This is a genomic window from Sphingomonas sp. ID1715, assembly GCF_013044515.1.
Taxonomy (GTDB): domain Bacteria; phylum Pseudomonadota; class Alphaproteobacteria; order Sphingomonadales; family Sphingomonadaceae; genus Sphingomonas_B.
Map to the genome: position 1 here is coordinate 714461 of NZ_JABEPR010000002.1, position 25232 is coordinate 739692.

The 25232-nt window shown below is 67.3% G+C and carries 27 protein-coding genes; 11 read left to right on the forward strand and 16 right to left on the reverse strand.

The window, feature by feature from the left end:
• Nucleotides 1-70 precede the first annotated feature (70 nt).
• A complete protein-coding gene (locus tag HJG53_RS08485; protein WP_171129450.1) occupies nt 71-469 on the forward strand; it encodes a JAB domain-containing protein in 399 nt (132 codons plus the stop codon).
• Here HJG53_RS08485 and HJG53_RS08490 read toward each other — a convergent pair.
• The 10 genes from HJG53_RS08490 to glnE all read right to left on the reverse strand — a co-directional run bounded on the left by HJG53_RS08490 (nt 461) and on the right by glnE (nt 11798).
• Complete coding sequence (locus HJG53_RS08490; RefSeq protein WP_171129452.1) at nt 461-1171, reverse strand: class I SAM-dependent methyltransferase; 711 nt, start codon at nt 1169-1171, stop codon at nt 461-463. The genes HJG53_RS08485 and HJG53_RS08490 overlap by 9 nt on opposite strands.
• Nucleotides 1168-2295 (reverse strand): peptide chain release factor 2, encoded by a 1128-nt coding sequence (gene prfB, locus HJG53_RS08495; protein ID WP_171129454.1) that lies wholly within the window; start codon nt 2293-2295, stop codon nt 1168-1170. The genes HJG53_RS08490 and prfB overlap by 4 nt, the downstream gene beginning before the upstream one ends.
• 102 nt (nt 2296-2397) lie before the next feature.
• Nucleotides 2398-4917, reverse strand: coding sequence for a penicillin-binding protein 1A (locus HJG53_RS08500; protein WP_171129456.1), 2520 nt, complete (start codon nt 4915-4917; stop codon nt 2398-2400).
• Between the two features lie 23 nt (nt 4918-4940).
• Nucleotides 4941-5804: an N-acetylmuramoyl-L-alanine amidase gene (locus tag HJG53_RS08505; protein ID WP_171129458.1), complete on the reverse strand. Its 864-nt coding sequence runs from the start codon at nt 5802-5804 to the stop codon at nt 4941-4943.
• A 69-nt stretch (nt 5805-5873) separates the two neighbouring features.
• On the reverse strand, nt 5874-6647 hold the full coding sequence (gene xth / locus HJG53_RS08510; RefSeq protein WP_171129460.1) for an exodeoxyribonuclease III: 774 nt from the start codon (nt 6645-6647) through the stop codon (nt 5874-5876).
• 23 nt (nt 6648-6670) lie between these two features.
• Nucleotides 6671-6997 carry an iron-sulfur cluster insertion protein ErpA gene (gene erpA / locus HJG53_RS08515; RefSeq protein WP_171129462.1) on the reverse strand — a complete coding sequence of 109 codons (327 nt, stop codon included), beginning with the start codon at nt 6995-6997 and terminating at the stop codon, nt 6671-6673.
• Nucleotides 6998-7063: 66 nt separating this feature from the next.
• Nucleotides 7064-7750 (reverse strand): M23 family metallopeptidase, encoded by a 687-nt coding sequence (locus HJG53_RS08520; protein ID WP_302477357.1) that lies wholly within the window; start codon nt 7748-7750, stop codon nt 7064-7066.
• Between the two features lie 117 nt (nt 7751-7867).
• Entirely contained in the window at nt 7868-8656 is a 789-nt protein-coding gene (locus HJG53_RS08525; protein ID WP_171129464.1) for a ferritin-like domain-containing protein, read from the reverse strand.
• Nucleotides 8656-9117 carry a peroxiredoxin gene (locus HJG53_RS08530; protein ID WP_171129466.1) on the reverse strand — a complete coding sequence of 154 codons (462 nt, stop codon included), beginning with the start codon at nt 9115-9117 and terminating at the stop codon, nt 8656-8658. The genes HJG53_RS08525 and HJG53_RS08530 overlap by 1 nt, the downstream gene beginning before the upstream one ends.
• Nucleotides 9117-11798: a bifunctional [glutamate--ammonia ligase]-adenylyl-L-tyrosine phosphorylase/[glutamate--ammonia-ligase] adenylyltransferase gene (gene glnE / locus HJG53_RS08535; RefSeq protein ID WP_171129468.1), complete on the reverse strand. Its 2682-nt coding sequence runs from the start codon at nt 11796-11798 to the stop codon at nt 9117-9119. The genes HJG53_RS08530 and glnE overlap by 1 nt, the downstream gene beginning before the upstream one ends.
• A gap of 76 nt (nt 11799-11874) precedes the next feature.
• Between glnE and HJG53_RS08540 the strand changes: the two genes are divergently transcribed.
• Complete coding sequence (locus HJG53_RS08540; protein WP_171129470.1) at nt 11875-12051, forward strand: hypothetical protein; 177 nt, start codon at nt 11875-11877, stop codon at nt 12049-12051.
• An 11-nt stretch (nt 12052-12062) separates the two neighbouring features.
• Here the strand turns inward: HJG53_RS08540 and HJG53_RS08545 are convergent, their stop codons facing one another.
• Both HJG53_RS08545 and mgtE read right to left on the reverse strand, forming a co-directional pair.
• Nucleotides 12063-12449, reverse strand: coding sequence for a DUF1489 family protein (locus HJG53_RS08545; protein WP_368039539.1), 387 nt, complete (start codon nt 12447-12449; stop codon nt 12063-12065).
• A gap of 19 nt (nt 12450-12468) precedes the next feature.
• Nucleotides 12469-13872 carry a magnesium transporter gene (mgtE, locus tag HJG53_RS08550; RefSeq protein WP_171129474.1) on the reverse strand — a complete coding sequence of 468 codons (1404 nt, stop codon included), beginning with the start codon at nt 13870-13872 and terminating at the stop codon, nt 12469-12471.
• A 117-nt stretch (nt 13873-13989) separates the two neighbouring features.
• Here mgtE and HJG53_RS08555 point away from each other — a divergent pair, with 117 nt between their 5' ends.
• The 9 genes from HJG53_RS08555 to HJG53_RS08595 all read left to right on the forward strand — a co-directional run bounded on the left by HJG53_RS08555 (nt 13990) and on the right by HJG53_RS08595 (nt 22248).
• Nucleotides 13990-14442 carry a peptidylprolyl isomerase gene (locus HJG53_RS08555; protein ID WP_171129476.1) on the forward strand — a complete coding sequence of 151 codons (453 nt, stop codon included), beginning with the start codon at nt 13990-13992 and terminating at the stop codon, nt 14440-14442.
• A 136-nt stretch (nt 14443-14578) separates the two neighbouring features.
• Nucleotides 14579-14929 carry a CrcB family protein gene (locus HJG53_RS08560; RefSeq protein WP_171129478.1) on the forward strand — a complete coding sequence of 117 codons (351 nt, stop codon included), beginning with the start codon at nt 14579-14581 and terminating at the stop codon, nt 14927-14929.
• A complete protein-coding gene (locus HJG53_RS08565; RefSeq protein WP_171129480.1) occupies nt 14926-16011 on the forward strand; it encodes an RluA family pseudouridine synthase in 1086 nt (361 codons plus the stop codon). Before HJG53_RS08560 ends, HJG53_RS08565 begins: the two co-directional genes overlap by 4 nt.
• Nucleotides 16011-16607: an FMN-binding negative transcriptional regulator gene (locus HJG53_RS08570; RefSeq protein WP_171129482.1), complete on the forward strand. Its 597-nt coding sequence runs from the start codon at nt 16011-16013 to the stop codon at nt 16605-16607. The genes HJG53_RS08565 and HJG53_RS08570 overlap by 1 nt, the downstream gene beginning before the upstream one ends.
• Nucleotides 16604-17284, forward strand: a complete 681-nt coding sequence (locus tag HJG53_RS08575) for an HAD-IA family hydrolase (RefSeq protein ID WP_171129484.1) — start codon at nt 16604-16606, stop codon at nt 17282-17284. The genes HJG53_RS08570 and HJG53_RS08575 overlap by 4 nt, the downstream gene beginning before the upstream one ends.
• Nucleotides 17277-17483, forward strand: a complete 207-nt coding sequence (locus tag HJG53_RS18685; protein WP_171129485.1) for a hypothetical protein — start codon at nt 17277-17279, stop codon at nt 17481-17483. The genes HJG53_RS08575 and HJG53_RS18685 overlap by 8 nt, the downstream gene beginning before the upstream one ends.
• Complete coding sequence (locus tag HJG53_RS08585) at nt 17480-18160, forward strand: ATP12 family protein (RefSeq protein WP_171129487.1); 681 nt, start codon at nt 17480-17482, stop codon at nt 18158-18160. The genes HJG53_RS18685 and HJG53_RS08585 overlap by 4 nt, the downstream gene beginning before the upstream one ends.
• Nucleotides 18161-18223: 63 nt before the next feature.
• Complete coding sequence (gene parC / locus HJG53_RS08590; protein WP_171129489.1) at nt 18224-20467, forward strand: DNA topoisomerase IV subunit A; 2244 nt, start codon at nt 18224-18226, stop codon at nt 20465-20467.
• A gap of 56 nt (nt 20468-20523) precedes the next feature.
• Nucleotides 20524-22248: a bifunctional diguanylate cyclase/phosphodiesterase gene (locus tag HJG53_RS08595; protein WP_171129491.1), complete on the forward strand. Its 1725-nt coding sequence runs from the start codon at nt 20524-20526 to the stop codon at nt 22246-22248.
• On the opposite strand, the gene HJG53_RS08600 is transcribed toward HJG53_RS08595, so the two are convergent.
• From HJG53_RS08600 to HJG53_RS08615, 4 genes are read right to left on the reverse strand one after another with little or no spacing between them, the layout of a single operon-like run.
• Nucleotides 22206-23408 (reverse strand): CCA tRNA nucleotidyltransferase, encoded by a 1203-nt coding sequence (locus HJG53_RS08600; RefSeq protein WP_171129493.1) that lies wholly within the window; start codon nt 23406-23408, stop codon nt 22206-22208. The genes HJG53_RS08595 and HJG53_RS08600 overlap by 43 nt on opposite strands.
• Nucleotides 23401-23940, reverse strand: coding sequence for a CoA pyrophosphatase (locus HJG53_RS08605; RefSeq protein WP_368039547.1), 540 nt, complete (start codon nt 23938-23940; stop codon nt 23401-23403). The genes HJG53_RS08600 and HJG53_RS08605 overlap by 8 nt, the downstream gene beginning before the upstream one ends.
• A gap of 53 nt (nt 23941-23993) precedes the next feature.
• Nucleotides 23994-24557, reverse strand: a complete 564-nt coding sequence (locus tag HJG53_RS08610; RefSeq protein WP_171129494.1) for a DUF1285 domain-containing protein — start codon at nt 24555-24557, stop codon at nt 23994-23996.
• Nucleotides 24558-24609: 52 nt separating this feature from the next.
• Nucleotides 24610-25146: a GNAT family N-acetyltransferase gene (locus tag HJG53_RS08615; protein WP_254447603.1), complete on the reverse strand. Its 537-nt coding sequence runs from the start codon at nt 25144-25146 to the stop codon at nt 24610-24612.
• Nucleotides 25147-25232 lie beyond the last annotated feature (86 nt).

Consider the following 25232-nt stretch of genomic DNA (forward strand, 5'->3'; position numbering starts at 1 on the left):
GGCGCAGTTTGCTCCGTTCCGGATTCTGGAACGACTTAGCCGGAGTGCCCGCTGGCCTTAGCCAGCCGCCATGCAGGATGTCGGCTGTCCGGACACCACGATTGACAGTCTGGATGCCGCGCGGGCTCTACTCGGGCGGTTATTGGCGCGGGCCGAGGCCGAGCGGCTCTATGTCGCCCATCTGCGAAGGGACGGGCGATTGATCCGATTGCGCGTCCGCAACGCCGCCATGGGGCGGCAGATCGATTTTCCGCTGCGCACCATCGTCACCGACGCGCTCAACCTCGGCAGTGCCGCTTTGATCCTGGCGCATAATCACCCGAGCGGCGATCCCACGCCGAGCAGCGCCGACATCGACGCGACGCGCAGCCTGATCCGCGCGGCGCGACCCCTGGGCATCGCCGTGAGCGATCATCTGGTGTTCGCCGGGGAGAGCTTCGTGTCGTTCCGGCAGCGCGGACTATTGTGAGCGGCAGGATTTGATCGCGTCGGGCGCGGGGCGTTCGCCATGTGCCTCGAACGCCGCGAAATAGCCGCCCGCCTGAGGCATCGGCTCGATCCGCAGCTGGCGGTAGCCGACCGCCGCGAGTTCGCAGCGCAGCAGCGCAGGCGGCGTGCCATGATTCTGCGTCGGCCGGTCGGCATCGACGACGATCACCTGCCCGCCAGGTTTCAATGCCGGCCGCAAGTGCCAGAGAAAGGCGAACGGGTCGCCAATCTCGTGATACATATGGACCATGAAGATGCGGTCGAAGCTGTTCTCGGGCAGCTTGGGGTCGGCCGGTTCGCCAAGCTTCACCGAAACATTGTCGAGCCGCTCGCGGTTGACGCGCTCGGCCAGCGCGTCGCGCACTTCCGGCACGATGTCCTGTGCCAGTACGCGCCCGTCCTTGCCGACGCGAGCGGCCAGGCGGATCGTATAATAGCCTTCGCCCGCGCCGATATCCGCGACGGTCATGCCGGGCACGATCCCGGCGCGGTTCATGACCTCGTCAGCCTCGCGCAGGCGGTCGCGCGATTCCTCGGTCGACCAGCGGCTGGAGACGATCCTGGCGACCGGGCGGTCGGCTTTGGGAAAGCCGCTGGGCCGCTCGCGGGCAGCGGCGCTCTGTTCCGCAGGTGCCTGGCAGGCGCCGAGCAGCAACAGAAACGCCGCTGAACGCATCTTCATTCCACGTCCTCGACTTCCACCTTCTCGCCAGTGACACGCTGGCTTAGCGCGGCCGCCATGAAGGCGTCGAGGTCGCCGTCGAGCACGTCGCCCGGTGCGGTCGAGGTCACGCCGGTGCGCAGGTCCTTCACCAGCTGATAGGGCTGGAGCACATAGGACCGGATCTGGTGCCCCCAGCCAATGTCCGTCTTGCTGGCGGCAGTGGCATTCGCCTCCGCCTCCCTGCGCTGCAGCTCGCGCTCGAACAGCTTCGCGCGCAGCTGGCTATAGGCTTTCGCCTTGTTCTTGTGCTGCGAGCGCTGGCTCTGCGACTGGACGACGATGCCGGTGGGCAAGTGGGTGATGCGCACCGCGGAGTCGGTCGTGTTGATGTGCTGCCCGCCCGCACCCGACGCGCGGAAGGTGTCGATGCGCAACTCGCTCTCGTTGATCTCGATATCGATATCGTCATCGACCACCGGGTAGACCCAGACGCTGGCAAAGCTGGTGTGGCGGCGCGCATTCGAATCATAGGGGCTGATGCGAACCAGGCGATGCACGCCACTTTCGGTCTTCGCATAGCCATAGGCGTTTTCGCCCTTCAGCAGCAAAGTGGCCGACTTGATGCCCGCCTGCTCGCCCGCATGATAGTCGATCAGCTCGACCTTCATGCCGTGCCGCTCTGCCCAGCGCGTGTACATGCGCTGCAGCATGCCAGCCCAATCCTGGCTCTCGGTGCCGCCGGCGCCTGCGTTCACTTCGACATAGGTGTCGTTCGCGTCCGCCTCGCCAGCGAGCAAGGCGGCGACCTTGTCCTTCTCGGCGCGCGCCGCGAGCGCGGCAAGGCTGGCGACGCCTTCGTCGACCAGCGCCTCGTCGCCCTCGGCCTCGGCCATGTCCATCAGCTCGACCGTATCGTCGCGCTCACGCTCGATCGCTTTGGTGGCGGAGATCGCCTCGTCCAGCCGCCGACGTTCGCGCATCACCGCCTGCGCCTGCTTCGGATCGTTCCACAGCGACTGATCCTCGACCTTCGCGTTCAGCTCGTCGAGACGACGCAGCGCGCGATCCCAATCGAGAAAGCGGCGCAGCAAGGCCAACGCATCGTTGATCTGGTCGACATGGGCTTGCGCTTCGGCGCGCATCGGTGATCCTACTCTAATCCGTTCGTGTCGAGCGAAGTCGAGACACGCTGGTGCACACGAACGTTTCTCGACTGCGCTCGAAACGAACGGTTTCGAGGGCGCTTAGTAAATCCCGCCTTCGCGCTCAAGGAAGTCGGCATCCTTCGCGCTGCCTTGCCGGATCGGGCGTTCACCGCCGGGCACGTCCTTTTCCTTCGGGCGCGCGGCGATCTCGGCGCGGCGGATGGTGCGGCGCGGTTCGCTTTCGGGCTTGAACGCTTCCCAGATCACCGCCGGCTTGGCCTCGTCGAAGCCGGGGAAGACGCCGAACACCTTCTTGCCCGATCGCCGGTCGATGCGGACCATGCGAATGCCGGGGGCCGCGCGGAACGGCACCACGGGCATGTCCTTCATCGCTTCCTTGGCGAACTGCTTAAAGATCGGCGCCGCGAGCGTGCCGCCCTGGGCATAGCCGCCGAGCGAGCGCGGTTGGTCATAGCCAATATAGAGGCCGCCGATCAGATCAGGCGAGCCGCCGATGAACCAGACGTTGGTCGGACCGCTGGTCGTGCCGGTCTTGCCCATCAGCGGCCGGTTGAGATCGCGCAGCACCGTCGCCGTGCCGCGCTGGACCACGCCTTCGAGAATATGAACGACCTGATAGGCGGTCATCGGGTCCATCAGCTGCCGGGCGCGGATCGGCGGCCGCGGCATCGGCTTGCCGTCCCAATCCTTGGCATTGCAGTTGCGCATCAGCCGGCAGCGATTGTCGGTGCGGTAGATGACCTTGCCGTTGCGATCCTGCACATAGTCGATCAGAGTCGGCTTCAACTCGCGGCCCAACGCGACGAGCTGCGAAAAGGCGTTGACCATCTTGAGCGGCGTCGTGTCGCCAGCGCCGAGTGCGATCGACAGATAGGGGCTGTAATTGCCGATCCCCATTCGCGCGATCGTGCGGACGACATTGTTCATGCCCGTCTGCGAGGCGGCGCGCACCGTCATCAGGTTGCGGGACTGCTCGATCCCCCAGCGCATCGTCTGCGGCCCGGCATTGCCGCCCGAGAAATTCCGGAAGCACTTCTGGCCGAGCAGCGCCGACTGATAGACGCAGAAGGGGCCGTCGACGATGATGGAGGCGGGCGTCATGCCGTTGTCGAGCGCCGCGGCATAGACGAATGGCTTGATCGTCGAGCCGGGCTGGCGCAGCGCCTGGGTGGCGTTGTTGAAGGTGTGCAACCGGCTGTCGAAGCCGCCCTGCATCGCCATGATGCGGCCGTTGTTCGGATCTTCGACCACGAACGCGCCCGACACCACCGGGATCGAGCGAAGCGACCAGGTCGCGCCTTCCTGCTTGACCGCGATCACGTCACCCGGTTTCATCGCGTCGAAGGCGCTGCCGCCCTGCCCCGCCACCGGCATGCTCGCGGCATAGGAAGGCATGGTCCCGGTCTGGCCCGACGGGAAACCGATCGTCGCCTGGCCGCCAGCTTTCTGCAGCACGATCGCGATCCGCCAATCGGGATAGCCGGCGCCGAGGTTTGCGGCGGCGAGGCGCTGCGCCCAGTTACCCGAGGTGTCGAGCTGCTTGATCGGCCCGTGCCAGCCGCGTCCGCGGTCGTATCGGACCAAGCCGTCGCGCAGCGCGGTCTCGGCCAGCTGCTGCATCTGCGGATTGAGCGACGTGCGCACCCACAGGCCGCCGGCATAAAGGCTGTGCGGGCCCTGATTCGCATCCTCGCCGAAGCGCTGGATCAGCTCCCGCCGGACTTCCTCGAGGAAATAGCCGGCATTGGCTTCGAACTTGGTGCCCTGGCGCGGCACGGTGCCCAGCGGCGCCGCCTGGGCCTCGGCGCGTTGCGCGGCGGTGATGAAGCCGTTGCGCTCCATCTCGCCCAGCACCCAGTTGCGCCGGCCCAGCGCACGGTCGGCATGGCGCTCGGGATCGTAGTTGGAAGGCGCCTTGGGCAGGATGGCGAGGTAGGCCATTTCGGGCAGGGTCAGCTGCGCGACATCCTTGTCGAAATAGGCGCGCGACGCCGCCTGCACGCCATAGGCGTTCCGGCCGAGGAAGATCTGGTTGAGATAGAGCTCGAGAATCTCTTCCTTGGTAAGCGCATCCTCGATCCGATAAGCGAGGATCGCTTCCCGCACCTTGCGCGAATAGCTGACTTCACTCGACAGCAGCAGGTTCTTCGCGACCTGCTGGGTGATCGTGGAGGCGCCGATCGGCCGGCCGCTGCGGGTCAGGTTGGAGATGATTGCCGCGACGATGCCGGGATAGTCGACGCCGCCATGGCTGAAGAAGGTGCGGTCCTCCGCCGACAAATAGGCATGGACGAGCTGTTGCGGATATTCGCCATAGGCGAGCTGCACGCGGCGTTCGCGCGCGAAGCTGTGTACCGGCGAGCCGTCGATCGCACGGACATTGGTCGGCAGCGGCGGCTCATAGGTGCGCAATTTGTCGACCGAGGGCAGGCCGCGCGCGAAGACGAGCAGGATGAGCAGCCAGCCGAGCAGCGCCAGTCCGGCCAGATAGGCGAGCCAACGCACCCAGCGTCTGGCCCACCAGCCCTTCAGCAGCTCGCGGTAATCGCTCGCCCGCTTCAGCGTAAAACGCGCGCCGGCCGGTTCAGACTGTTCCATCCGCCTGCGGCTCTAGCAAGATTTCAGCGGTTTGAAACCGGGATCAGCTGTTTCTCGACAGCCCGGGCGACGGCGATCGCAACACGGGTGCGGCCTTCCGCCGAGCTCAACAGGCCGCGGTCGCTGGCGTTGGTGATATAACCGGTCTCGAACAGCACCGAAGGCACGTCCGGCGCCTTCAGCACCACCAGCGACGCTTGGCGGTGATAATCGGCGCGGAACGGCAATGCGCCCTTGGCTTCGCCGTGTAGCGCGCGGACGAAGGACGTCGCCTGCTCCAGCGACTCCCGGCGTGCAAGATCGATCAGGATCGACGCGACCTCGCTCGGCCGCCCGCTCAGGTTCACGCCGCGGACGATATCGGCCTTGTTCTCGCGCGCGGCGAGTTGCGCGGCTTCGGTGTCGGACGCGGTTTCCGACAAGGTATAGAGCGTCGCGCCATGAGCCTGATCGTCCTCGCCGGCGGAATCGGCATGGATCGACAGGAACAGTGACGCGCCCAGATGCCGCGCCATTTCCGAACGTTCGCTCAGCACGAGGAAGCGATCGTCGGTTCGGGTGAGGGCAACGCGCACCTTACCGCTCGTGGCGAGAGCGTCGCGGACCGACTTCGCAAAGGCGAGGGTCAGATCCTTTTCCTGTTCGCCTTCCGCCGATTTGGCGCCGGGATCATGCCCGCCATGTCCGGGGTCGATGACGATCAAAGGCGCGCCGGCAGGACCGAGCACGCCAGGCAAGGGCGGCGCGGGCGAGGGCGGGTCGAGCGGGATCGACAGTTCGCCGCTGGTGCGCGCCGCTTCGCCCGGCGTCCACACGGCAAGCGCCGCCACGCCGAGCAGCAGAAACGCCGCTCCGCTCCACGTCCGCAGCTTTGCCCTTTGTGTCAAACCTGGCCGCGCCCCGCTGTCCTTGCGGCGCTGTTTACCTTGTTTCCGTCAACAAATCGACTGGTCGGCTCAATCGCGCAGCACGGCCCAGGTTGGGGCATGATCGCTCGCCTTCTCACGGCCGCGATAGGCCTTGTCGACGCCCGCATCGACGAGCCGGTCGGCAGCCAGCGGACTCAGCACCAGGTGGTCGATGCGAAAGCCCGCGTCGCGCTGCCAGCAGCCGGCCTGATAGTCCCAGAAGGTCCAGAGCTGCGCGACAGGATGACGGGCGCGCAGTGCATCGGTCCAGCCCTGGTAGAGCAAGCGGCGAAAGGCCTGGCGGCTCTCGGGTTGCATCAGCGCGTCATGCGCCATCGCGCGTACCGAGAAAGTGTCCTCGTCGGCAGGGATCACGTTGTAATCGCCGGCAAGCACCACCGGCCGCTCCTCGGCCAGGAGATCGCGCGCATGGGTGCTCAGCCGCTCCATCCAGCGCAATTTGTAATCGAACTTCTCGCCAGGCACCGGATTGCCGTTCGGAAGATAGATGGACGCGACCACCACCCCATTCACTTCGGCCTCGATATAGCGGCTGTGCGCATCCTCCGGCTCCCCTTCGAGCCCCCGCTTGCGCTCCACCGGATCGACACCGCGCGCGAGCACGGCGACGCCGTTAAAGCCCTTCTGCCCGTGCCACACCGCGCCATAGCCGGCCGCGCGCACCTCTGCCTCCGGGAAGGTCTCGTCGGAGGATTTGAGTTCCTGCAGACACACCACGTCGGGCTTCTGCTCGTCGAGATATTCGAGCAGGCGGGGCAGCCGGGCTTTGATGCCGTTCACATTATAGGTGACGATGCGCATGCACCGCACCTAGCCGCGCGCGATCAGATGGAGAAGCTGGAACCGCAGCCGCAACCGCTCGCGGCGTTCGGGTTCTGCACCTTGAAGGCGGCGCCGCCCAGATCCTCGACATAATCGACGGCGGCACCGCGGACGAGATCGAGACTGATATTGTCGACAACCAGCTTGACCCCGTCCGTCTCGGCGGTGGTGTCCTCGGGTTCGATGCTGTCGGCGAGGCCGAACCGATATTGGAAGCCCGAGCAGCCGCCGCCTTCGACGGACAGGCGCAGCATCGCCGGCTTGCCCTGCCTTGCGGCGATGGCGGCGACGCGCTTGGCGGCGGATTCGGTCAGCTGGATGTCGCTCACAGCAAGCGAGATAGGAAGGGGAGCGGCCGCGGGCAAGCGTGGCCCGCGGCTCGTCCTCTCCCTAGCTTATTCGGTGCCTGCGAGATCGGCGGCCGGGCCGCCCTGGGCTAGCGGCGCGGTCATCGCGTTCACCCGCTGCTTCATGTTCGACGCATATTGCGCGGAGTCGAGATACGGGATCGGGCTGACCGCCCGGCCGTCCATCCGCACTTCATAATGGAGGTGGCTGCCGGTCGAGCGGCCGGTGGAGCCCATCAGGCCGATGACCTGGCCGCGCGTGACGCGGGTGCCCGGCGCCACGAGAATCTTCGACAGATGGCCATAGCGGGTCTGCAGGCCACGGCCATGGTCCAGCTCGACGAGATTGCCATAGCCGCCGACCCAACCGGAGCGGCCGACAATGCCGTCCGCCGTCGCATAGATCAGCGTGCCGACCGCGCCGGGAATGTCGACTCCAGCGTGCATCGCCGCGGTGCCGCGGAACGGGTCGGAACGGACACCATAGAGGCTGGTGAACTGCAGGTTGGCGACCGGCTTCATCGACGGCACCGACATGCTGCCTTGGTCCGACGGGGTGGCTTGGCCGACCTGATCCATCTTCTTCCAGGACTGGAACAGCGCCTTGAACTCTGCGTCGCCGGTTTCGGCAGAAGCGGCGACCGATGTGGCGCCAGCAAGAACCGCAAAGGCGAAACGGGCGGCGGAACGGCGGAACCGGGCTCCGAACACCGCGTTAGCTTGGGTTGAGAACAAACTCACGTCCTTCCGGCGACCAGCCCGGTCGAACACTTGCGGTCCGTCCGGGCCTAGATTTCGTGATGCCTTGCGGGCCCCCCGCTTGGCTTGCCCGACTTGTCTGCAACTCACTGGTTAATGACAACCTACCGAATAGAAGTCGCGGGTCAGACCGGCCCGCTCGCGCGCCGAGTCGTTGAATGGAGGCTTCAAAGCACCCCGAAAATGGCGGGAAACCAGCTCTCGCCATGTCTCGGCGGGGCTGAGACCGGCCGATTCACAGCCGATGCGGAACCATTTCGTCCCGGCAGCGACGTGCCTTTCTTCATCCGCCAGAATGCGGGTGAGGATGCGTGTCGTCGGCACATCGCCAACCGCTTGGAATCGCTCGATCGTTGCCGGCGTGATGTCGAGCCCGCGCGCCTCCAGCACCATCGGCACGACCGCTAGCCGGGCGAGCGCATCGTGCGCCGTCTCCTCCGCCGCCTGCCACAGCCCGTCATGCGCAGGCAGCGCGCCATAGCCGCTGCCGAGGCCGCGCAAGCGCCTGTCCAGCAGCGCGAAGTGCATCGCTTCGTCGGCGCCGACCCTCATCCAGTCGTCAACGAATGCCGGAGGGAAATGCGCGCCGAACCGCGCCGCCATATCGAAGGCCAGGTCGATCGCGACGAACTCGATATGCGCGAGCGCATGGATCATCGCGATCCGATTGGCGTCGGACCCGATCCGCCCCCGCTTGGGCATGCGATTCGGCGGCAGGAGTTCGGGCCGCGATGACCGTACCGGACGTGTGGGCAGATCAACGGCGAAACGATGGACGATCCGTCCCTGGCGCCACGCCCGCGCTGCCTCCCTGGCCATCCTGACCTTGACGTGCGGCTCGCCGGCGGTGAGCACCGCGCGAACCGCCTCCGTCACATCCATCAGAGCGCCTGGGCGGCGGCGAGCACTTCCTTGGCGTGACCAGGCACCTTCACCTTGCGCCATTCGCGGACGATCCTGCCGTCCTTGTCGATCAGGAAGGTCGAACGGTCGATCCCCATATATTTGCGACCGTACATGCTCTTCTCGACCCAGGCGCCGAACGCCTCGAGCAAGACACCGTCCGCGTCGGTGCCGAGCGGCACCTTCAGCCCATATTTGTCGGTGAACGCCTTGTGCTTCTTCGCGCTGTCCTTCGACACGCCCAGCAAGGCCACGCCCGCCGCCGCGAATGCGTCGGCCAGTTCGGTGAAGTCCTGCGCCTCCTTCGTGCAGCCGGAGGTGTCGTCTTTCGGATAGAAATAGAGCACCAGCGGCTGCCCGCGCCAGGCCGCCAGCGTCGTCTGCGCCCCATCCGGGCCCTCGAACGTCACGTCCGGCGCCTGCTCTCCAATCCCTGCCATCACTGCCCCTCCCGGCTTCGCGCGACGATCCGCGCCCAATGCTCGCTCACCCTCTGCCGCGCCAGGGCATAGCCTTCAAGCAGCGCGTCCCAATCGCCGAATCCGCACGCACGCGCCACCAATGCGCGCGTCGGTGCGGGTGGCTCCTGTGCGTCGGGCGCGACGAGGCGCAAGGTCACCAGCAGGCGCGTGAGCACGTCGTGCGCTTCGGCAAAGCCGTCCGGCAGCAGCCCGGCCGCGACCAACTGTGCAATCGCCGTCGGCAGATGCGGATCGAGGCCGGCGCCCTGTTCCAGCTGCGTCGCGTGCACGCAGAACTCCAGATCGACCAGCCCGCCAGCGATCAGCTTGGCATCGAGCGGACCGGCCGGCGGCTTGTGCCGGGCCATGTCGCTGCGCATGGCCGCGACGTCCGCAAGCAGCTTCGGGCGGGGCTGACGCAGCACGTCGTCGATGATCGCCTGCACGGCGGCCCGCGCCTCCTCCGAACCGAAGATCGGCCGGGCGCGGGTGAGCGCCATATGCTCCCAGGTCCAGGCGCTCGTCCGCTGATAGTCGGCGAAGGAGTCGAGCGTCACTGCGAGCAGCCCCTTGGCGCCCGAAGGACGCAAGCGGGTGTCGACCTCGTACAGCGCGCCGGCGGCCGTCGGTACGGTCAGAGCAGCCGTCACCCGCTGCGCAAGGCGGTTGTAATAGCGCGTCGCCTCCAGCGGCTTGGCGCCATCCGAACTGCGGTCGAGCGTACCGGTGAACAGATAGATTAAGTCCAGGTCCGAAGCGTGCGTCAGCGCCGCACCGCCAAGCCGCCCGAGCGCCAGCACGACGAACTCGCTGTCCGGCACGTCACCATGCTGGCGCCGGTGATCGTCCACCGTCGCGGCCGCCAGCGCCTGGACCGCCGCCTCCGCTACCCGCGCATAGCCGGCGGCGACGTCCAGCGGATCGCTCGCTCCCTCGATCAACTGCGTGCCGAGCGCGAAGCGCCGTTCGCCCACCGCATGGCGGACGTGATCGAGCAGGCGTTCATAATCGCCGCTCTCCGCGGCCGAGAAGGAGCGGACCAGCTCGGCCACGGGCGGAGCAGGCTCGAATGCGGTCGCATCGATCAGTCCGTCGAGCAGGCTCGGCCGACTCCCCAGCGCCGCGGCCAGCGTCGGTGCGTGCGTCAGAATATCGGCAAGCAGCCGGGCAAGCGGCGGCCGGGCGGCGAGCAGGCGGAAAAAGTTGATCGCGCTCGGCAGCTTGCCGACGATGTCGTCGAGCCGGTGCAGCGCGCCGAGCGGGTCGGGCGCTTGGCCCAGTGCCGCGACGAGGCGCGGCAGCACTTCCTCCAGTGCCTCGCGGGCGGCCGGGCTCTGCAATGCGCGCACGCCGCCGCCGCGCCAGCGCTCGATGACCGCGCGGGCCGGCTCGGGATTGGCAAATCCTGCCCGGCCGAGGGCTCCAATGAGCGCCTCCCCCACCGGAACACCGGCTTCCGAGCCGTCATCCAGACCGTCGTAGAGCGTTCCGACGGCCGCCAGATGGGGGCGAAGAAGATCGATCAGCTCTGCTCCACCGCAGAGGCCATGGAGCGCCGCGACATTGTCGAGCGCCGCCCGGTCGGCGGGCAACTGATGCGTCTGGCGATCGTCCACCATCTGCAGCCGGTGCTCGATCGTCCGGAACAGCCGATAGGCGTCGATCAGTTGCTCGGCCTCCTCGCCGATGATTCCGGCCGCACGCAGGCTCGTGAGCGCCGGGACCGTGGCCGGCGACCGTAGCGAGCGATCACGCCCACCGTGAATCAACTGATGAATTTGCGCGAAGAACTCGACTTCGCGAATGCCACCCCGGCCTCGCTTCAGGTCGTAGCCTGGACCGAACGCCTCCCGGCCGTGACGATCGCGGATGCGGTGCGACATGGCCCGCATCTCCTTGACTGCGCCGAAATCGAGCGAGCGGCGCCACACGAAAGGGCGGATTGCGTCGAGGAACGTCTCTCCCAGCTCGCGGTCACCGGCAGCGGCGCGCGCACGGACGAAGGCGGCACGCTCCCAAGCTACGGCGCTCGATTCATAATAGCCGATGGCGGCATCGACCGGCAGCGCGATCGGCGTGACTTCGGGCGACGGCCGCAGTCGCAGATCGACGCGGAATGCATAGCCGTCCTCGTCTCGGGCCTGCAGCAATTCGATGATCCGCCGCCCGATCCGCACGGCCGCTTCCGCCGCTTCTTCCCGCCCGCGGTGCGGTAGGACTTCGGGATCGTAGAGAAAGATCGGATCGATGTCGGACGAGTAATTGAGCTCCCGCCCGCCATGCTTGCCGAGCGCAATGACGGCAAAGCCGCGCGGATCGGCGCCCTGCACCCGCTCTTCGACCGCAGTGGCGATGGCGATGTCCAGGCTGCGATCGGCAAGGTCGCTCAGCCTCTGCGTCACGTCTTCCAGCGAAAGCGCGCCGGCGAGATCGCCGATCGCCAGCACCAACGCAGTGCGCGATCGCACCAGTCTCAGACGCCTGGCTGTCGGCAGATCCTCGGCGAGCACCTCGGACGCCGCCAATGCGTCGGTCAGATCGCCAGCTGAGAGCAAATCGGCGAGATCGGAGTGCCGCTCGATCTGGCCGCGCAAAAAGGGCGCATGCCGCGCGGCGCGCTCCAGCGCTTCACTCAGCGCGGCGGAAGGCGTGGCGTTCATGTCACAGCCTTAGGCGCCTCGTCGTTCCGCGAGCAACATGGTCGCAACTTCACCTATGTAAGGACGTTAGAGAGGCATGCAGCAACGTTCGCCACGGGAGCAGGAGATGATGGAAGGCAACTTCGTCGCCGTGTCGCGCCCGTCGCGGGCGGAAGGTGTCGGCCAGGCTTTGCAATCGGCATTTCGCGATGGCGTTCAGCTCCCGTCGGAGATGCAGCGCTGCCTGCAGCAGCTCGACCGCATCAAGCTTTAGCGGACACGGCCCTAGACCAGCGCCAGCGCACTGAGTTCCTGCAGCATCTGCGGCGGCAGTTCGGCAAGCCCGCTTCCCCCGCTCACGTCCGCCGGGGCATCGCCGCCTTCCAGATAGCGCCAGCCCTGGTGCGCACGGCGCGGCGCCCCGAGGATCGGCACCAGCCGCTCATCGAGTTCGATCACGCAGCGCCGGTCCTCGGCTTCGGCAAAGCGCAGTATCTCCTGCCGCCCGACCAGCTGATGGCGAATGATCCAGAAGAGCGAGCCGCCGATCAGTTCGGCATGGCGGGTGGGGCGATAGCGGGTGACGATCCGCATGACGCCGCCTTCGGCGCGCGCAGCGACCCTTGCCCGCAACGCCTCGGCCGAGGTGCAGCCCATCGCAACTTTGGTCAAATGCAGCGCCATCAAGCGCTTAGCTGGCGAGTCCCGCCGCCGTTGCAAGGCCCAGAAACGCGAGAAAACCCATCGAATCCGTCATCATCGTCACGAACACCGATGATGCGACCGCCGGGTCCTGGTTAAGGCGGTCGAGCAGCAGCGGCACCAGCACGCCCGCCATGCCGGCGACGAGGATGTTGGTCATCATCGCCGCGGCGATCACCGCGCCGAGCTGGCCGTTAGCAAATACCAACGCGACGCCGATGCCGATCACCGTCGCGACCGTGCCGCCGTTGAGCAGCGCAATCCGCAACTCGCGCACGATCGAACGCCAGGTGTTCGATTGGGTCAGCTGGTTGGTGGCGAGCGCGCGCACGGTCACCGCCATGGTCTGGGTGCCGGCATTGCCTCCGACCCCCGCGACGATCGGCATCAAGGTCGCAAGTGCCACCATCCGCTCGATCGTCCCTTCGAACCAGCTGATCACGAAGGAGGCGAGCAAGGCGGTGGCGAGATTGGCGATCAGCCAGCGGACGCGGTTGCGATAGCTTTGCGTGACCGGCTCGTTGATGTCGCCTTCGCCGACGCCGGACAGCAGCAGCGCGTCCTCGCTCGCCTCTTCCTGGATGATGTGAACGATGTCGTCGGCGGTGATCATGCCGACCAGTCGCCCCGATCCGTCCACCACGGCGGCGGAAATCAGCGCATATTTCTGGAAGCGGAGCGCCACTTCCTCCTGGTCCATGTCGACCGGGATCAGCGTCTGCTCGCGCTTCATCACGTCGGCGACTGCCACCTTGCGCGGCGTGCGCAGGATCCAGCTGAGCGCGCAGGTGCCGACCGGATGATGCGCCGGATCAACGACGAAAACTTCCCAGAAATCGGTCGTCAGGTCGTCATTGCCGCGCAGATAGTCGATGACGTCGCCGACCGTCCAATGCTCGGGCACCGCGATCAGCTCGCGCTGCATCAGGCGGCCGGCGGATTCCTCTGGATAGGACAAAGCCTCTTCGATCGCCGCGCGGTCGTCCGGCTCCATCGCGCGCAGCACTTCCCGCTGCTCGGCCGGCTCCATATCCTCGATGATCGCGACCGCATCGTCGGTATCGAGCTCGGCGGCGATGTCGGCGACCTGGGCCGGCTCGAGCTCGTCGATCAGGTCCTCGCGGACCCAGTCGTTCATTTCGGCGAACACGTCGCCGTCGAGCAGGTCCTTGAGCGCCACCGCCAGCGGCTGGCGCCAGTCGGACGGCGCCAGCTCGAACAGGTCGGCGATGTCGGCCGGGTGCAGCGGCGCGACCAGCGCGCGCGCGCCTTCCTCGTCGCCCTGCTCCAGATGTTCGATGACGGCGCTGACGAACTCCGGCTTCAACCGATCGTCCTCGTCGAGCTGGGTCTCGGCTTCGGCGGCGGCCTGGTCGAGTTCGATCTCGCTCATCTCCGCCTCCTTCCTCACGCCTTGCGGCGGCTTAGGCGCGGGCGGGCGGCAAAGGCAACCTTCCATCGCCCGCCTCCGTCTCTATATGGGCCGCATCCAATCACGGGAGTAATCTACATGGCCGGCGACACGCTTACCCTCACGCTCGATTCCGGCGGCGACGTCGTCATCCGCCTCCGCCCCGACCTCGCCCCCGGCCATGTCGAGCGGATCACCGAACTGGCGAACGAAGGCTTTTACGATGGTGTGGTCTTCCACCGCGTCATCGACGGCTTCATGGCGCAGGGCGGCGATCCGACCGGCACCGGCACTGGCGGCTCGAAGAAGCCGGACCTGAAGGCCGAGTTCAACAGCGAGCCGCACGTCCGCGGCGTCTGCTCCATGGCGCGGACCAATCAGCCGAACTCCGCCAACAGCCAGTTCTTCATCTGCCTCGACGACGCGACCTTCCTTGATCGTCAATATACGGTCTGGGGCGTGGTCGAGAGCGGCATGGAATATGTCGACGCCCTCCCCAAGGGTGAGCCTCCGCGCACGCCCGGCAAGATCGTCAAGGCGACGGTAAACTGATTCGTCATCCCGAACTTGTTTCGGGACAAGGCTCGGGCAGCGGATAGTCGGGCGGGTTTTCTGCTGAAATCCACGCTGCTCCACCCTTGTCCTGAAACAGGTTCAGGATGACGTTCCGTGCTGTTAAGCCCACCCCATGAACACGTTCCTCGTCATGATCGGCGGCGCGGTCGGCGCTGCGGCGCGCTTCCATCTGGGTGGCGCGCTCGGCCGGGGCGCGGCCTTTCCCTGGGGCACGTTGGTGGTGAACATCGTGGGCGGATTGCTGATGGGCCTGCTGATGGCCCGCGATCCCGGAGACGGGGCGCGCCTGCTGATCGGGGTGGGCCTGCTGGGTGGCTTCACGACGTTCTCCGCCTTCAGCCTGGAAACGGTGCGCCTGTTCGAAGGCGGCGCAGCTGCCCTGGCGCTCGCCTATGTCGCCGCCTCGGTGATCGGCGCCTGCGTGGCCCTGTGGCTCGGCCTGGCCCTGGGACGCGCGGCATGAGCGAAGTGCGCACCTTCAAGGTCGGCGCGGACGACGACGACATCCGGCTCGACCGCTGGTTCAAGCGGCATCTGCCGGAGATCAGCTTCACCCAGGTATCGAAATGGGCGCGCACGGGCCAGCTGCGCCTCGATGGCAAGCGCGCCGCGCCCGGTGACCGCATCGCCGTCGGTCAGTTGATCCGCGTGCCCCCCGCCGAGCCGCCTGCACCCGAAAAGGCAAAGCCGAAGCGCGAGCGGCCGCAGCTCAGCGACGACCAGATCGCATTTGCGCAGGAGCTGCTGATCCACAAGGATGCGCAGGCGCTGGTCATCAACAAGCCGCCCGGCCTCGCCACCCAGGGCGGCACCAAGACGCACGAGCATGTCGATGGCCTGCTCGACGCGTTGCAGTTCGAGGCGGAGGGCCGACCGAAGCTCGTCCACCGGCTCGACAAGGACACGTCGGGCGCGCTGCTTCTTGCCCGTACCAGCCGCGCCGCGGCCTTCTTCACCAAGGCGTTCTCCAGCCGCACCGCGCGCAAGGTCTATTGGGCGCTGATCACCGGCGTGCCGTCGATCGAGGACGGCTTCATCGAACTGCCGATCGCCAAGCAGCCGGGCACCGGCGGCGAGAAGATGCACGTCGATGAAAAGGAAGGCAGCCCCGCCAAGACCCGTTACCGAGTGATCGAGCGCGCCGGCAACCGCGCCGCCTGGGTCGAGCTCCAGCCCTTCACCGGCCGGACGCACCAGCTGCGCGTGCACATGGCGGCGATCGGCCACCCGATCGTCGGCGACGGAAAATATGGCGGGCAGGACGCCTTCCTGACCGGCGGCATCAGCCGCAAGATGCACCTCCACGCCCGCCGCATCCGCATCGACCATCCCGATGGCGGCCGTGTTGACGTGATGGCGGACCTGCCCGCGCACTTCGCCGAAAGCCTCGACCTCCTCGGCTTCGAGCTGGAAGCCGGCGACCTGCCGCTCGACGACGTCAAGTTCAGCGACACGCCCGAGGGCAAGAAACGTGCGGAAAGTGCCGCCGCCAAGGCCCGCCGTAAGGAACGCAAGGGCGAGCGCCGGGGACGCAGTCGGGGGTGATGCACCCGAACAGGGCCTTTCACGGTCAAGACGACGAAGAGGGCCTCGCGCTCGCCGAGCGGCTGGCATTCGCGCATATTTTCGCCGTGCCGGAAGGTCGCCCAATGGTCGTCCACGCTCCCATCGTCAGGGCAAGCAAGCGCGCGTTCCGCTTCCACCTGGCGCGCGGCAACCGAATGACGCAGCATCTGGATGGCGCGACGGTGCTGCTGAGCCTTGTGGGGGCGCAAGGGTACATCACCCCCAACTGGTATGCTCAGCCACCGGATCAGGTGCCAACCTGGAACTACATCGCGGTCGAGCTGGACGGCACGGCACGGCTATTGCCTGACGAGGCCCTCATCGAGCAGCTCGACCGGCTTGCCGAAGTGCACGAGCCCGGCCTCTCTCCCGCGCCTTGGACGCGCGGGAAGATGGCTCCGGCCAAGTTCGAGGCGATGCATAGAGCAATCGCGGGCTTCGAAGTCGAAATCGACTCGGTTCGGGTCACACGCAAACTCAGCCAGAACAAGCCCGATCAAGACCGCGCGGGAGTGATCGCCGGGCTGATCGCCAGCGGCAATCTCAGCCTTGCTCAGGCGATGCGCGTGGCATGAACCGCCTCGCCCTGTTCGATTGCGACGGCACTTTGGTCGACAGTCAGGCGTCGATCGTGCGCGCGATGAACGCCTGCTTCGAGGAACATGGCCTCATCCCGCCCGACCGCAGCGCCACGCGCCGGATCGTCGGCTTGAGCCTGCCCGAGGCCATGCGCGTGCTCGTGCCCGAGGGCGAGGCGGGGCTGCACGACGCGCTGACCGCCAGTTACAAGGCCGCCTTCTTTCAACATCGCGAGGCCGGGCTCGTCGAAGAGCCGCTGTTCGACGGCATCGCCGAGGCGCTGGAAGCGCTCGAATGCGCGGGCTGGCTGCTCGGCGTCGCGACGGGCAAGTCGGACCGGGGCTTGCGCTTCTGCCTGGAACATCACGGGCTGCACGCCCGTTTCGTGACCTTGCAGACCGCCGACCGCCACCCGTCCAAGCCTCACCCCGCCATGCTCCAGGCGGCGATCGCAGAGGCCGGGGCAACGCCCGAAACCACGGTGATGATCGGCGACACCAGCTTCGACATGATGATGGCGGTGGCCGGCGGCGCCCATGCACTGGGTGTCGGCTGGGGCTATCATGGCCCTGACGAGCTGCGCGCCGCGGGAGCGCAGAACGTGGTCGATAGCGCGCCGGCTCTGATCGAACACCTCCAGACTTTCCAACCCGGATGCCGCCTTGATGACTGACCCCGCACGCAATCGGTTTCTCGTCATCTCGTTCGTGCGGCTCGCCGGCGCGGGGCTGACCGTGCTGGGCCTGGTAATCTCGAGCGGCCGCTGGCCGGACGTGCCGCCGCCCGCCGGTATTGCCGTAGTATTGCTGGGCGTCTTCGGCTTTGCGGTCGCGCCGCGGCTGCTCGCCCGCCGGTGGCGGAGCCCGCAGTGAAGCGCTTCTGGAAGGAAGCGCGCGCCGAAGACGGGCAGGTGCTGCTCGATGACCGTCCGGTGCGCACGCCAAAGCGCAACCTCCTGGCCATCCCCTCCGCGCCCCTCGCCGACGCCGTCGCCGCCGAGTGGAGCGCGGTCGGTGAAGAGCTGGACCCGCGCCAGCTGCCGCTCACCGGCCTCGCCAACGCCGCCATCGACATCGTCGCGGCCGATCATGCGGGCTTTGCCGACACGCTCGCCCGCTATGCCGAGACCGACCTGCTCGCCTATCGTGCGACCTCCCCGGACGAACTGATCGCCCGGCAGGCGCAGCAATGGGATCCGCTGCTCGATTGGGTCCGTTCCCGCTATGACGTGCATGTCGAAGTGGTCGGCGGCATCATGCATCGGCCGCAGCCGGACGCGACGATCGCACGGCTGCGCGAGGCGGTGCTCGCCCGCACGGCCTTCGAACTCGCCGCCCTATCCCCGATCGTCACCATCGGTGGTTCGCTGATCGTCGGGCTGGCTCTGGTCGAGCGAGCATTCGAATCCGACCAACTCTGGTCAGCCGTCAATCTGGACGAGCTGTGGCAGGAAGAACTGTGGGGCGAGGACGCGCTCGCCATCGAAGGGCGCGCAGCGCGTCGGCGCGACTGGGAGGCGGCCGTCCGCCTCCTCGATCTGCTCACCTGATCATCCACAGCTTCGTCGCGATGGGCGATTTGAGCGGGCGCGCGGGCCTGCTAATCGGCCATCATGACCGATCTTGCCGATCCGTTCGACGCCATTGCCGACGCGCCGTTCGATAGCGCGCTGTCGCAGCGCTATCTCGTCTATGCGCTGTCGACGATCACCGCCCGCTCGCTGCCGGACCTGCGCGACGGGCTGAAGCCGGTCCACCGACGGCTGCTCTGGGCGATGCGGCTGCTGCGGCTCGATCCCGCCGCCGGCTACAAGAAATGCGCGCGCGTCGTGGGTGACGTGATCGGCAAATACCATCCGCATGGCGACCAGTCAGTCTATGACGCGATGGTCCGCCTCGCCCAGACCTTCGCACTCCGCTACCCTCTGGTCGACGGGCAGGGCAATTTCGGCAATATCGACGGCGATAACGCGGCCGCCTATCGCTACACCGAAGCGCGGCTGACCCAGGTAGCGATCGACCTGATGGCCGGGCTCGACGAAGGAACGGTCGATTTCCGCCCCACCTATAATGGCGAGGAGGAAGAGCCGGAGATCATGCCGGGCCTCTTCCCGAACCTGCTCGCCAATGGCGCGAGCGGGATCGCGGTCGGCATGGCGACGAGCATTCCGCCGCATAACGCCGCCGAAGTGCTCGACGCCGCCATGCTGCTGATCGACGAGCCGGAAGCCGAAGCCGCTCGCCTGCTCGAGCATGTCAAAGGCCCGGACTTCCCCACCGGCGGCGTGATCATCGACGGGCCATCGGCGATCACGGAAGCCTATGCGACCGGCCGCGGGGCGTTCCGGGTGCGCGCGCGCTGGACGCGGGAGGATACCGGCCGCGGCACCTGGGCGGCGGTCGTCACCGAGATCCCCTATGGCGTGCAGAAGGGCAAATTGATCGAGGAGATCGCCGCTCTCATCAACGACAAGAAGCTGCCGATCCTGGAGGACATACGCGACGAGTCCGATGCCGAAATCCGGATCGTGCTCGAGCCGCGCAGCCGCACCGTCGATCCCGACATGCTGATGGACAGCCTGTTCCGGTTGAGCGACCTGGAAGTGCGGGTGCCTTTGAACATGAACGTGCTCGACGCCCATCACACGCCGCGCGTGCTGGGGCTGAAGGCGGTGCTGCAGGGCTGGCTCACCCACCAGTTCGAAGTGCTGCGCCGCCGTTCGGAGCATCGCCTTGCCAAGATCGACGACCGCATCGAGCTGCTCGACGGCTATCTGGTCGCCTATCTGAACCTCGATCGCGTCATCGAGATCATCCGCACCGAGGACGAGCCCAAACCGGTGATGATGGCCGAGTTCGGCCTCACCGACCGCCAGGCCGAAGCGATCCTCAACATGCGGCTGCGCTCGCTGCGGCGGCTCGAGGAGATGGAGATCAAGGGCGAGCGCAGCAAGCTGGAGGACGAACGGTCGGGACTGCAGGCGCTGCTCGCCTCCCCCGCGCGCCAGCGGACGCGCATGAAGCGCGACCTGACCGCGCTGCGCGACCGCTACGGTTTGGAAACGCCCCTCGGCGCCCGTCGCACCACGATCGAGGAGGCTGGTCCGGCCCGCGAATATAGCCGTGAGGCGATGATCGACAAGGAACCGATCACGGTCGTGCTGTCGCAGCGCGGCTGGATCAGGGCGCTGAAGGGCCATGCCGATCTCGCATCGGCCGAGACGATGAAGTTCAAGGAAGGCGATGGCCCGGCCTTCGCCTTCCACGCCCAGACCACCGACAAGATCCTGATCGCGGCGGAAAATGGCCGCTTCTTCACGCTTCCCGGCGACAAGCTGCCCGGCGGCCGCGGCTTCGGTGAGCCGATCGGGCTGATGATCGATCTTGACGGATCGGTCGGCGTCGCCGCCTGCTTCACCGCCGGCGCCGGTCGCCTGCTTCTTGCCTCGTCGGACGGTCGCGGCTTTATCGCGAAGGTTGAGGATGTCGTTGCCGAAACCCGCAAGGGCAAGCAGGTGGTGAATGTTCGGCCGGGCTCCAAGCTCCGCATCGTCCGCCGCATCGCCGAGGATGCGGATTATGTCGCGGTGGTCGGCGACAACCGCAAGCTGGTGCTGTTTCCGCTGACCGAGCTGCCGGAAATGGGTCGGGGCCAGGGCGTAACCCTGCAGCGCTATCGGGACGGCGGGCTGTCCGACGCCATCGCGCTCAAGTTCGCCGACGGCCTCAGCTGGTCGATGGGCGGCGGCAGCGGCCGGACGCGCAGCGAGGCGGACCTGGCGCCGTGGCGCAGCGCGCGCGGCGCCGCCGGCCGCATGGCGCCGATCGGATTTCCTCGCGACAACCGCTTCGGCTGATCGCCGCAGACAAGGAGAAGAAGGCCTTAACCATTCCCGCCTAGTGCGGAGCGGGAATGGCTCTGGCCCGCAAACTCGCAAGCGCTCCCGCACCGCGACCTCTGGCATTGCCCGAGGGCGTGTCGCTGGCGCGCGTTGCCGATCAGCTTCGCCGGCCCTTTCTCGAGGCCTTGCCGATCGCCGCTGCTATCGTCGAAGCCTGCCCCGGCGCGCCACTGAAGGTGGTCGATGCGAACGTCGCGTTCGAGACGATCGCCGGCACCGATCTGTTTATCCGCTGCAGCTTCAGCGACCGGCTAAGGTCCTTTTTCGGGAGCTCCGACGCGGTGGTCGACCTCGAATGGATCGATGGCGACGCCATTTCCGGCCGCTGCTATGCAGTGCGTGCGGCGCGGCTCGCGCGGATCGATGGCGTCGCGCCGCGTGTGTTGCTGACGCTTGTCGACCGGACTGCCGAGCGCGCGTCCGAACAAACGCTGCGGCGCGAGATGTTCAGCGACAGCCTCACCGGGCTGCTCAACCGAGCCGGCTTCGGCGACGCCCTGGAAACATCGCTCGCCGACGCCGCACCCGGCGGCCACGCGGTACTGGTCGTCGATCTGGCGAGGTTCAGCCGCATCAACGAATCGATCGGCCCATTGGCAGGCGACGAACTGCTGATCACGGTCGCGCGCCGGCTGCTGTCCGCCCTGCGCGGCGGCGACATTCTCGCCCGCATGGGCGGCAATGAGTTCGCGCTGTACGTGGCGCTTTCAAAGGGTCCGGAAGAAGCTTTGGCCATCGCCCGCCGAATCGGTTCGGTGCTGGCGGCGCCCTGCCGTCTCTCCGATCTCGAGATTCGCGTCGAGGGCGTCGTCGGTTGTGCCGTGCTGGAGCCGGGCTGCGACGGCGACGAACTGATCCGCCGCGCCCAATTCGCCGTCAAGCGCGCCAAGGTCACCGGCGAGCCGCAAGTCTACCAGCCTCGTGCGTTCGATCTCGCGCGGCGCCATTTCTCCCTCGAAACCCAGCTCCGCCGCGCGATCGAAGCGGATCGGCTGACGCTCGCCTTTCAACCCATCATCGAGCTCGACTCGGGGCAGGTCGCAGGCTTCGAGGCGCTCGCCCGCTGGCGCGAGGATGGCCAGGATGTGCCGCCAGGGACTTTCATCCCCGTGGCGGAAGACTCAGGGCTGATCGTTCCCCTCGGCCGCTGGGCCCTGCACGCAGCGGTACGGACCTTACGCGACTGGGACGCCATGGCGGGGCATCGGACGGAGGCGCGCATGAACGTCAACCTGTCGAGCCTGCAAATTGCCCGGGATGACGTGCCCGCGCTGGTCGCGGAGTCACTGTCCGCCCAAGCCATCGATCCGGCGCGGCTGACGCTGGAAATCACGGAAAGCGCGCTGATCGCCGACCCCGTGCGCGCCGCCCGCACGCTCGACCGCATTCGGGAGACGGGCGCGACCCTCGCCCTCGACGATTTCGGCACCGGCTATTCTAACCTCGCCAATCTCCAGCGGCTGCCGCTCGACGTCCTGAAGATCGACCAGAGCTTCATCACCGGCATGCTGGGGGATCGCGACAAATTGGCGATCGTTCGCGCGATCCTGTCGCTGGCCAGGGCGCTGGGGCTCAAGACGACCGCCGAAGGCGTCGAGACGCGCGAGTTGGCGGAGACGCTGGCGGCGCTGGGCTGCACCGGCGCCCAGGGCTATTTCTATGCAGCTCCGCTCGAGGGCGACGCAGCCTTCGCCTATTGGTCGCGCAGTCTGGCGGCGACTTCGTCGGCCAGCTGATCGACCCGCGGCTGGGGCGGAAAGCCCTCCGCCACCCATTGTTCCTCAAGCAGCTTCAGCGCCCGCGCCACGATGGGGCCGGCGCCCAGACCGCGAGCGACGAGCGCACCACCGGAAATCGGCAGGCGCGGGGGGCTCCAGGCCGCGATCGCCGCGGCTGAGGACGGATCGCCGTCCAGCAACAGCCGATCGACCGCGCCCTCCACGCCGATGCGATAGGCGAGCTCCTGCGGCGGCGCGGCGGGCGCCGTGAGCGCCGTGGCAATCCGCTTGCGTTGCGCGTTGGACAGCTTCAGCCGCGCCGCAATCACCTCGGCCGTCGCCGCGTGCTGAGGCAGCAGCGCGATCAGTCGCCGCATCGTGTCGCCGGCCACGCCCGCCGACTCCTCGGCTCCGATCATCGCGGCGAGCCGCGCCAGCCCGCCCTGGTCAATCTCGGGCAGCACCGGCTTCAATATGCCGCGCGCCAGCATGGCGTCGAATGCGCCGGACGGCTGCGTGCAGCCGAGCAATTTCAGCAACTCGTCGGCGATGCGTTCGCGGCTGAGCGCCATGAGGTCGTTGGCGCGGGCGGCGCAGGCGTCATAGGCGGCAGCTTCAGGCGCGCCGCGGCCGAAGCGCGCGTGGAAGCGAAAGAAGCGGAGGATGCGCAGATGATCCTCGGCGATGCGCTGCAGCGGGTCGCCGATGAAGCGGACTACCCCTGCCGCCAGGTCCTCGCGCCCACCGAAATAGTCGAATACCGCGCCGCTGACCGGATCGGCCGACAGCGCATTGATCGTGAAATCGCGCCGCGCCGCGTCGTCCCGCCAATCCTCGGTGAACGCCACGGTCGCCCGACGGCCATCGGTGCTGACGTCGCGGCGCAGCGTCGTCACTTCGACGGGCTTGCCGCCGACCACGACGCCGACCGTCCCGTGCGCAAGGCCGGAGGGGCTGGACCAGACCGTCAGCCCCGCCGCATCCGCCCGTTCCTTGACTTCCTGCGGCAATAGCTGAGTGCCGATGTCGAGGTCTCCGGGGGCGACCCGCGCCAGCGTATCGCGCACCCACCCGCCAATATAGCGGCTGCGGCCTTCACCGAAGCCGATCGCCTGGCCGAGCCGATCGAGCGCGTCGGCATCCCAACCGGCGGGCGGTACGGCCACGCGATCAGTCATCCCGCAGCCGGTGGCTCAGATTGACGATCATCGCCGCGGTTGCTCCCCAGATGCGCCGCCCTTCCCACAATATCTCGTAATAGTGGCGACGGCTGCCCTGCCAATCGACCTCCCGCTCCAGCTGGTTCGCCGGATCGAGCAGAAAGGCAAGCGGCGCTTCGAACCAGTCGGCGACTTCAGCCGCAGCCGGAATCAGCGGCAGATCGGGAGGGACCACGCCGATCACCGGCGTAACCTGAAACCCGGTCACGGTCACATAGGTGTCGACCGGCCCGACCAGGTGCACCTGCTGGCGGGGCAAGGCGATTTCCTCCTCCGCTTCGCGCAGCGCCGCCGTAACGGCGTCTTCGCCCGGGTCGATCCGCCCCCCGGGAAAGGCCACTTGGCCGGCATGGCGCCGCAGCGTCTCAGTGCGCTGGGTAAGTATCACTCCCGGCTCGGCTCGGTCGGTCACCGCAACCAATACCGCCGCGGGAGTCGGCTCGTCAGGCGGCTGCAGCACGGCGTCGCGCATGTCGCCGGACAACGGCACTGGCCCTCGGCGGGCGCCCCGCTCCAGCGCGCGCGCCAGACGTTCGGCGAGCGTCACGCCGTAATCGAAAAGAACACGCCATCGCTCCACAGGCCGGGCGGATCAGCGCCCTCGTCGATGGCGGCGTTGGCGAGTTCGTAATAGACCGAACGCGCGACCAGCGCCTCCAGCCCGTCCCGAACCAGCAGATAGGGATGCGGCCCATCTTCCCGCGCATCGAAGCGCAGCGGGTGGTCGGCCCCGGCAACGATCAGATCACCCGTATTTAAGCGAAAGGCCAGCCGCCGCGTCCCTCCCTCGCCTTCGCTCTTCAGCTCGACCGCGACAAACGGAGCATCCTCGACCACGATGTCCAGCTTTTCGACCGGGGTGACCAGCACATAGCCGCCGTCCGGCTCGCGCCGCAAAATGGTCGAGAAGAGCTTGACCATCGCCGGCCGCCCGATCGGCGAGCCCTGATGAAACCAGGTGCCGTCGCGCGCAATCCGCATCTCGCTGTCCCCGCAGTGAGTGGGGTTCCAGCTCGCGACCGGCGGCAGCTTCGCCTCATCGGCCAGTCTCGCGATCTCGGCGAGCGACAGGCCGGACAGGTCCGCAACTTGGTCGGGCATCGGCATGGCGCGGCAATAGCCTCCTCGTCATCCCCGCGAAAGCGGGATCCACGAGAGTCTAGAGCGCAGCGATTTCCGCCAGGTTCCCGCCCGCGCGGGAAGGACCGAGTGCGACAAGTTCGCCGGACGCCGCGGTCTTCCGCCGCAGCCGCGCCAGCAGCCGCCGCTGCTCATAGGGCCCGTCGATCCGCCACCCGCTCGCACCATCTGCGGTGAAGCCCCAGCGCTCATAATATTCCGGGTCGCCGATCATCACCAGCGCACCCGCCCGTTGCGCGTCGGCGGCAGCGATCAACCGGTCCATCAGCGCCTTGCCGACACCGGCCCCCTGCACATCGGGCACTACCGCGACCGGCCCGACCATAACCAGCTTGTCGGTGTCAGCGCCGGTCTGCAGCGCCACCGGCCAGCTCTGCAGCGTGCCGACCAGCCGCGCGTCCTGCCAGGCAGCAAAGCTCAGCGTGGGGATCGCCGTGGCGCCCTCGCGCAGCCGATAGGCCGTGCGCCCGCGTCGATCCGCGCCGAACGCGGCATCCAGCAGCGCTTCGACGGCAGCAGGATCGGCTTCGGTCAACGGCGTGAGCGTCAGGTTCAAATCGTCAGGTCCTCGTGACCGGGCATGGACGCCCGGAGCGGCGCGCTTTAGCGTCGCGCCGCCGCAATGGAAGCGGTTTCGCCGAC

What these genes read in the sequence shown, in the direction of transcription:
- HJG53_RS18685 (WP_171129485.1), top strand. Translation starts at nt 17,277, where the DNA reads ATGACTGACCCCGCACGCAATCGGTTTCTCGTCATCTCGTTCGTGCGG.
- parC (WP_171129489.1), top strand. Translation starts at nt 18,224, where the DNA reads ATGACCGATCTTGCCGATCCGTTCGACGCCATTGCCGACGCGCCGTTC.
- HJG53_RS08540 (WP_171129470.1), top strand. Translation starts at nt 11,875, where the DNA reads ATGCAGCAACGTTCGCCACGGGAGCAGGAGATGATGGAAGGCAACTTC.
- HJG53_RS08595 (WP_171129491.1), top strand. Translation starts at nt 20,524, where the DNA reads ATGGCTCTGGCCCGCAAACTCGCAAGCGCTCCCGCACCGCGACCTCTG.
- HJG53_RS08490 (WP_171129452.1), bottom strand. Translation starts at nt 1,171, where the DNA reads ATGAAGATGCGTTCAGCGGCGTTTCTGTTGCTGCTCGGCGCCTGCCAG.
- HJG53_RS08530 (WP_171129466.1), bottom strand. Translation starts at nt 9,117, where the DNA reads ATGGCAGGGATTGGAGAGCAGGCGCCGGACGTGACGTTCGAGGGCCCG.
- HJG53_RS08570 (WP_171129482.1), top strand. Translation starts at nt 16,011, where the DNA reads ATGCACCCGAACAGGGCCTTTCACGGTCAAGACGACGAAGAGGGCCTC.
- HJG53_RS08560 (WP_171129478.1), top strand. Translation starts at nt 14,579, where the DNA reads ATGAACACGTTCCTCGTCATGATCGGCGGCGCGGTCGGCGCTGCGGCG.
- glnE (WP_171129468.1), bottom strand. Translation starts at nt 11,798, where the DNA reads ATGAACGCCACGCCTTCCGCCGCGCTGAGTGAAGCGCTGGAGCGCGCC.
- mgtE (WP_171129474.1), bottom strand. Translation starts at nt 13,872, where the DNA reads ATGAGCGAGATCGAACTCGACCAGGCCGCCGCCGAAGCCGAGACCCAG.
- HJG53_RS08575 (WP_171129484.1), top strand. Translation starts at nt 16,604, where the DNA reads ATGAACCGCCTCGCCCTGTTCGATTGCGACGGCACTTTGGTCGACAGT.
- prfB (WP_171129454.1), bottom strand. Translation starts at nt 2,295, where the DNA reads ATGCGCGCCGAAGCGCAAGCCCATGTCGACCAGATCAACGATGCGTTG.
- HJG53_RS08610 (WP_171129494.1), bottom strand. Translation starts at nt 24,557, where the DNA reads ATGCCGATGCCCGACCAAGTTGCGGACCTGTCCGGCCTGTCGCTCGCC.
- HJG53_RS08485 (WP_171129450.1), top strand. Translation starts at nt 71, where the DNA reads ATGCAGGATGTCGGCTGTCCGGACACCACGATTGACAGTCTGGATGCC.
- HJG53_RS08565 (WP_171129480.1), top strand. Translation starts at nt 14,926, where the DNA reads ATGAGCGAAGTGCGCACCTTCAAGGTCGGCGCGGACGACGACGACATC.
- xth (WP_171129460.1), bottom strand. Translation starts at nt 6,647, where the DNA reads ATGCGCATCGTCACCTATAATGTGAACGGCATCAAAGCCCGGCTGCCC.
- HJG53_RS08555 (WP_171129476.1), top strand. Translation starts at nt 13,990, where the DNA reads ATGGCCGGCGACACGCTTACCCTCACGCTCGATTCCGGCGGCGACGTC.
- HJG53_RS08500 (WP_171129456.1), bottom strand. Translation starts at nt 4,917, where the DNA reads ATGGAACAGTCTGAACCGGCCGGCGCGCGTTTTACGCTGAAGCGGGCG.
- HJG53_RS08525 (WP_171129464.1), bottom strand. Translation starts at nt 8,656, where the DNA reads ATGGATGTGACGGAGGCGGTTCGCGCGGTGCTCACCGCCGGCGAGCCG.
- HJG53_RS08600 (WP_171129493.1), bottom strand. Translation starts at nt 23,408, where the DNA reads ATGACTGATCGCGTGGCCGTACCGCCCGCCGGTTGGGATGCCGACGCG.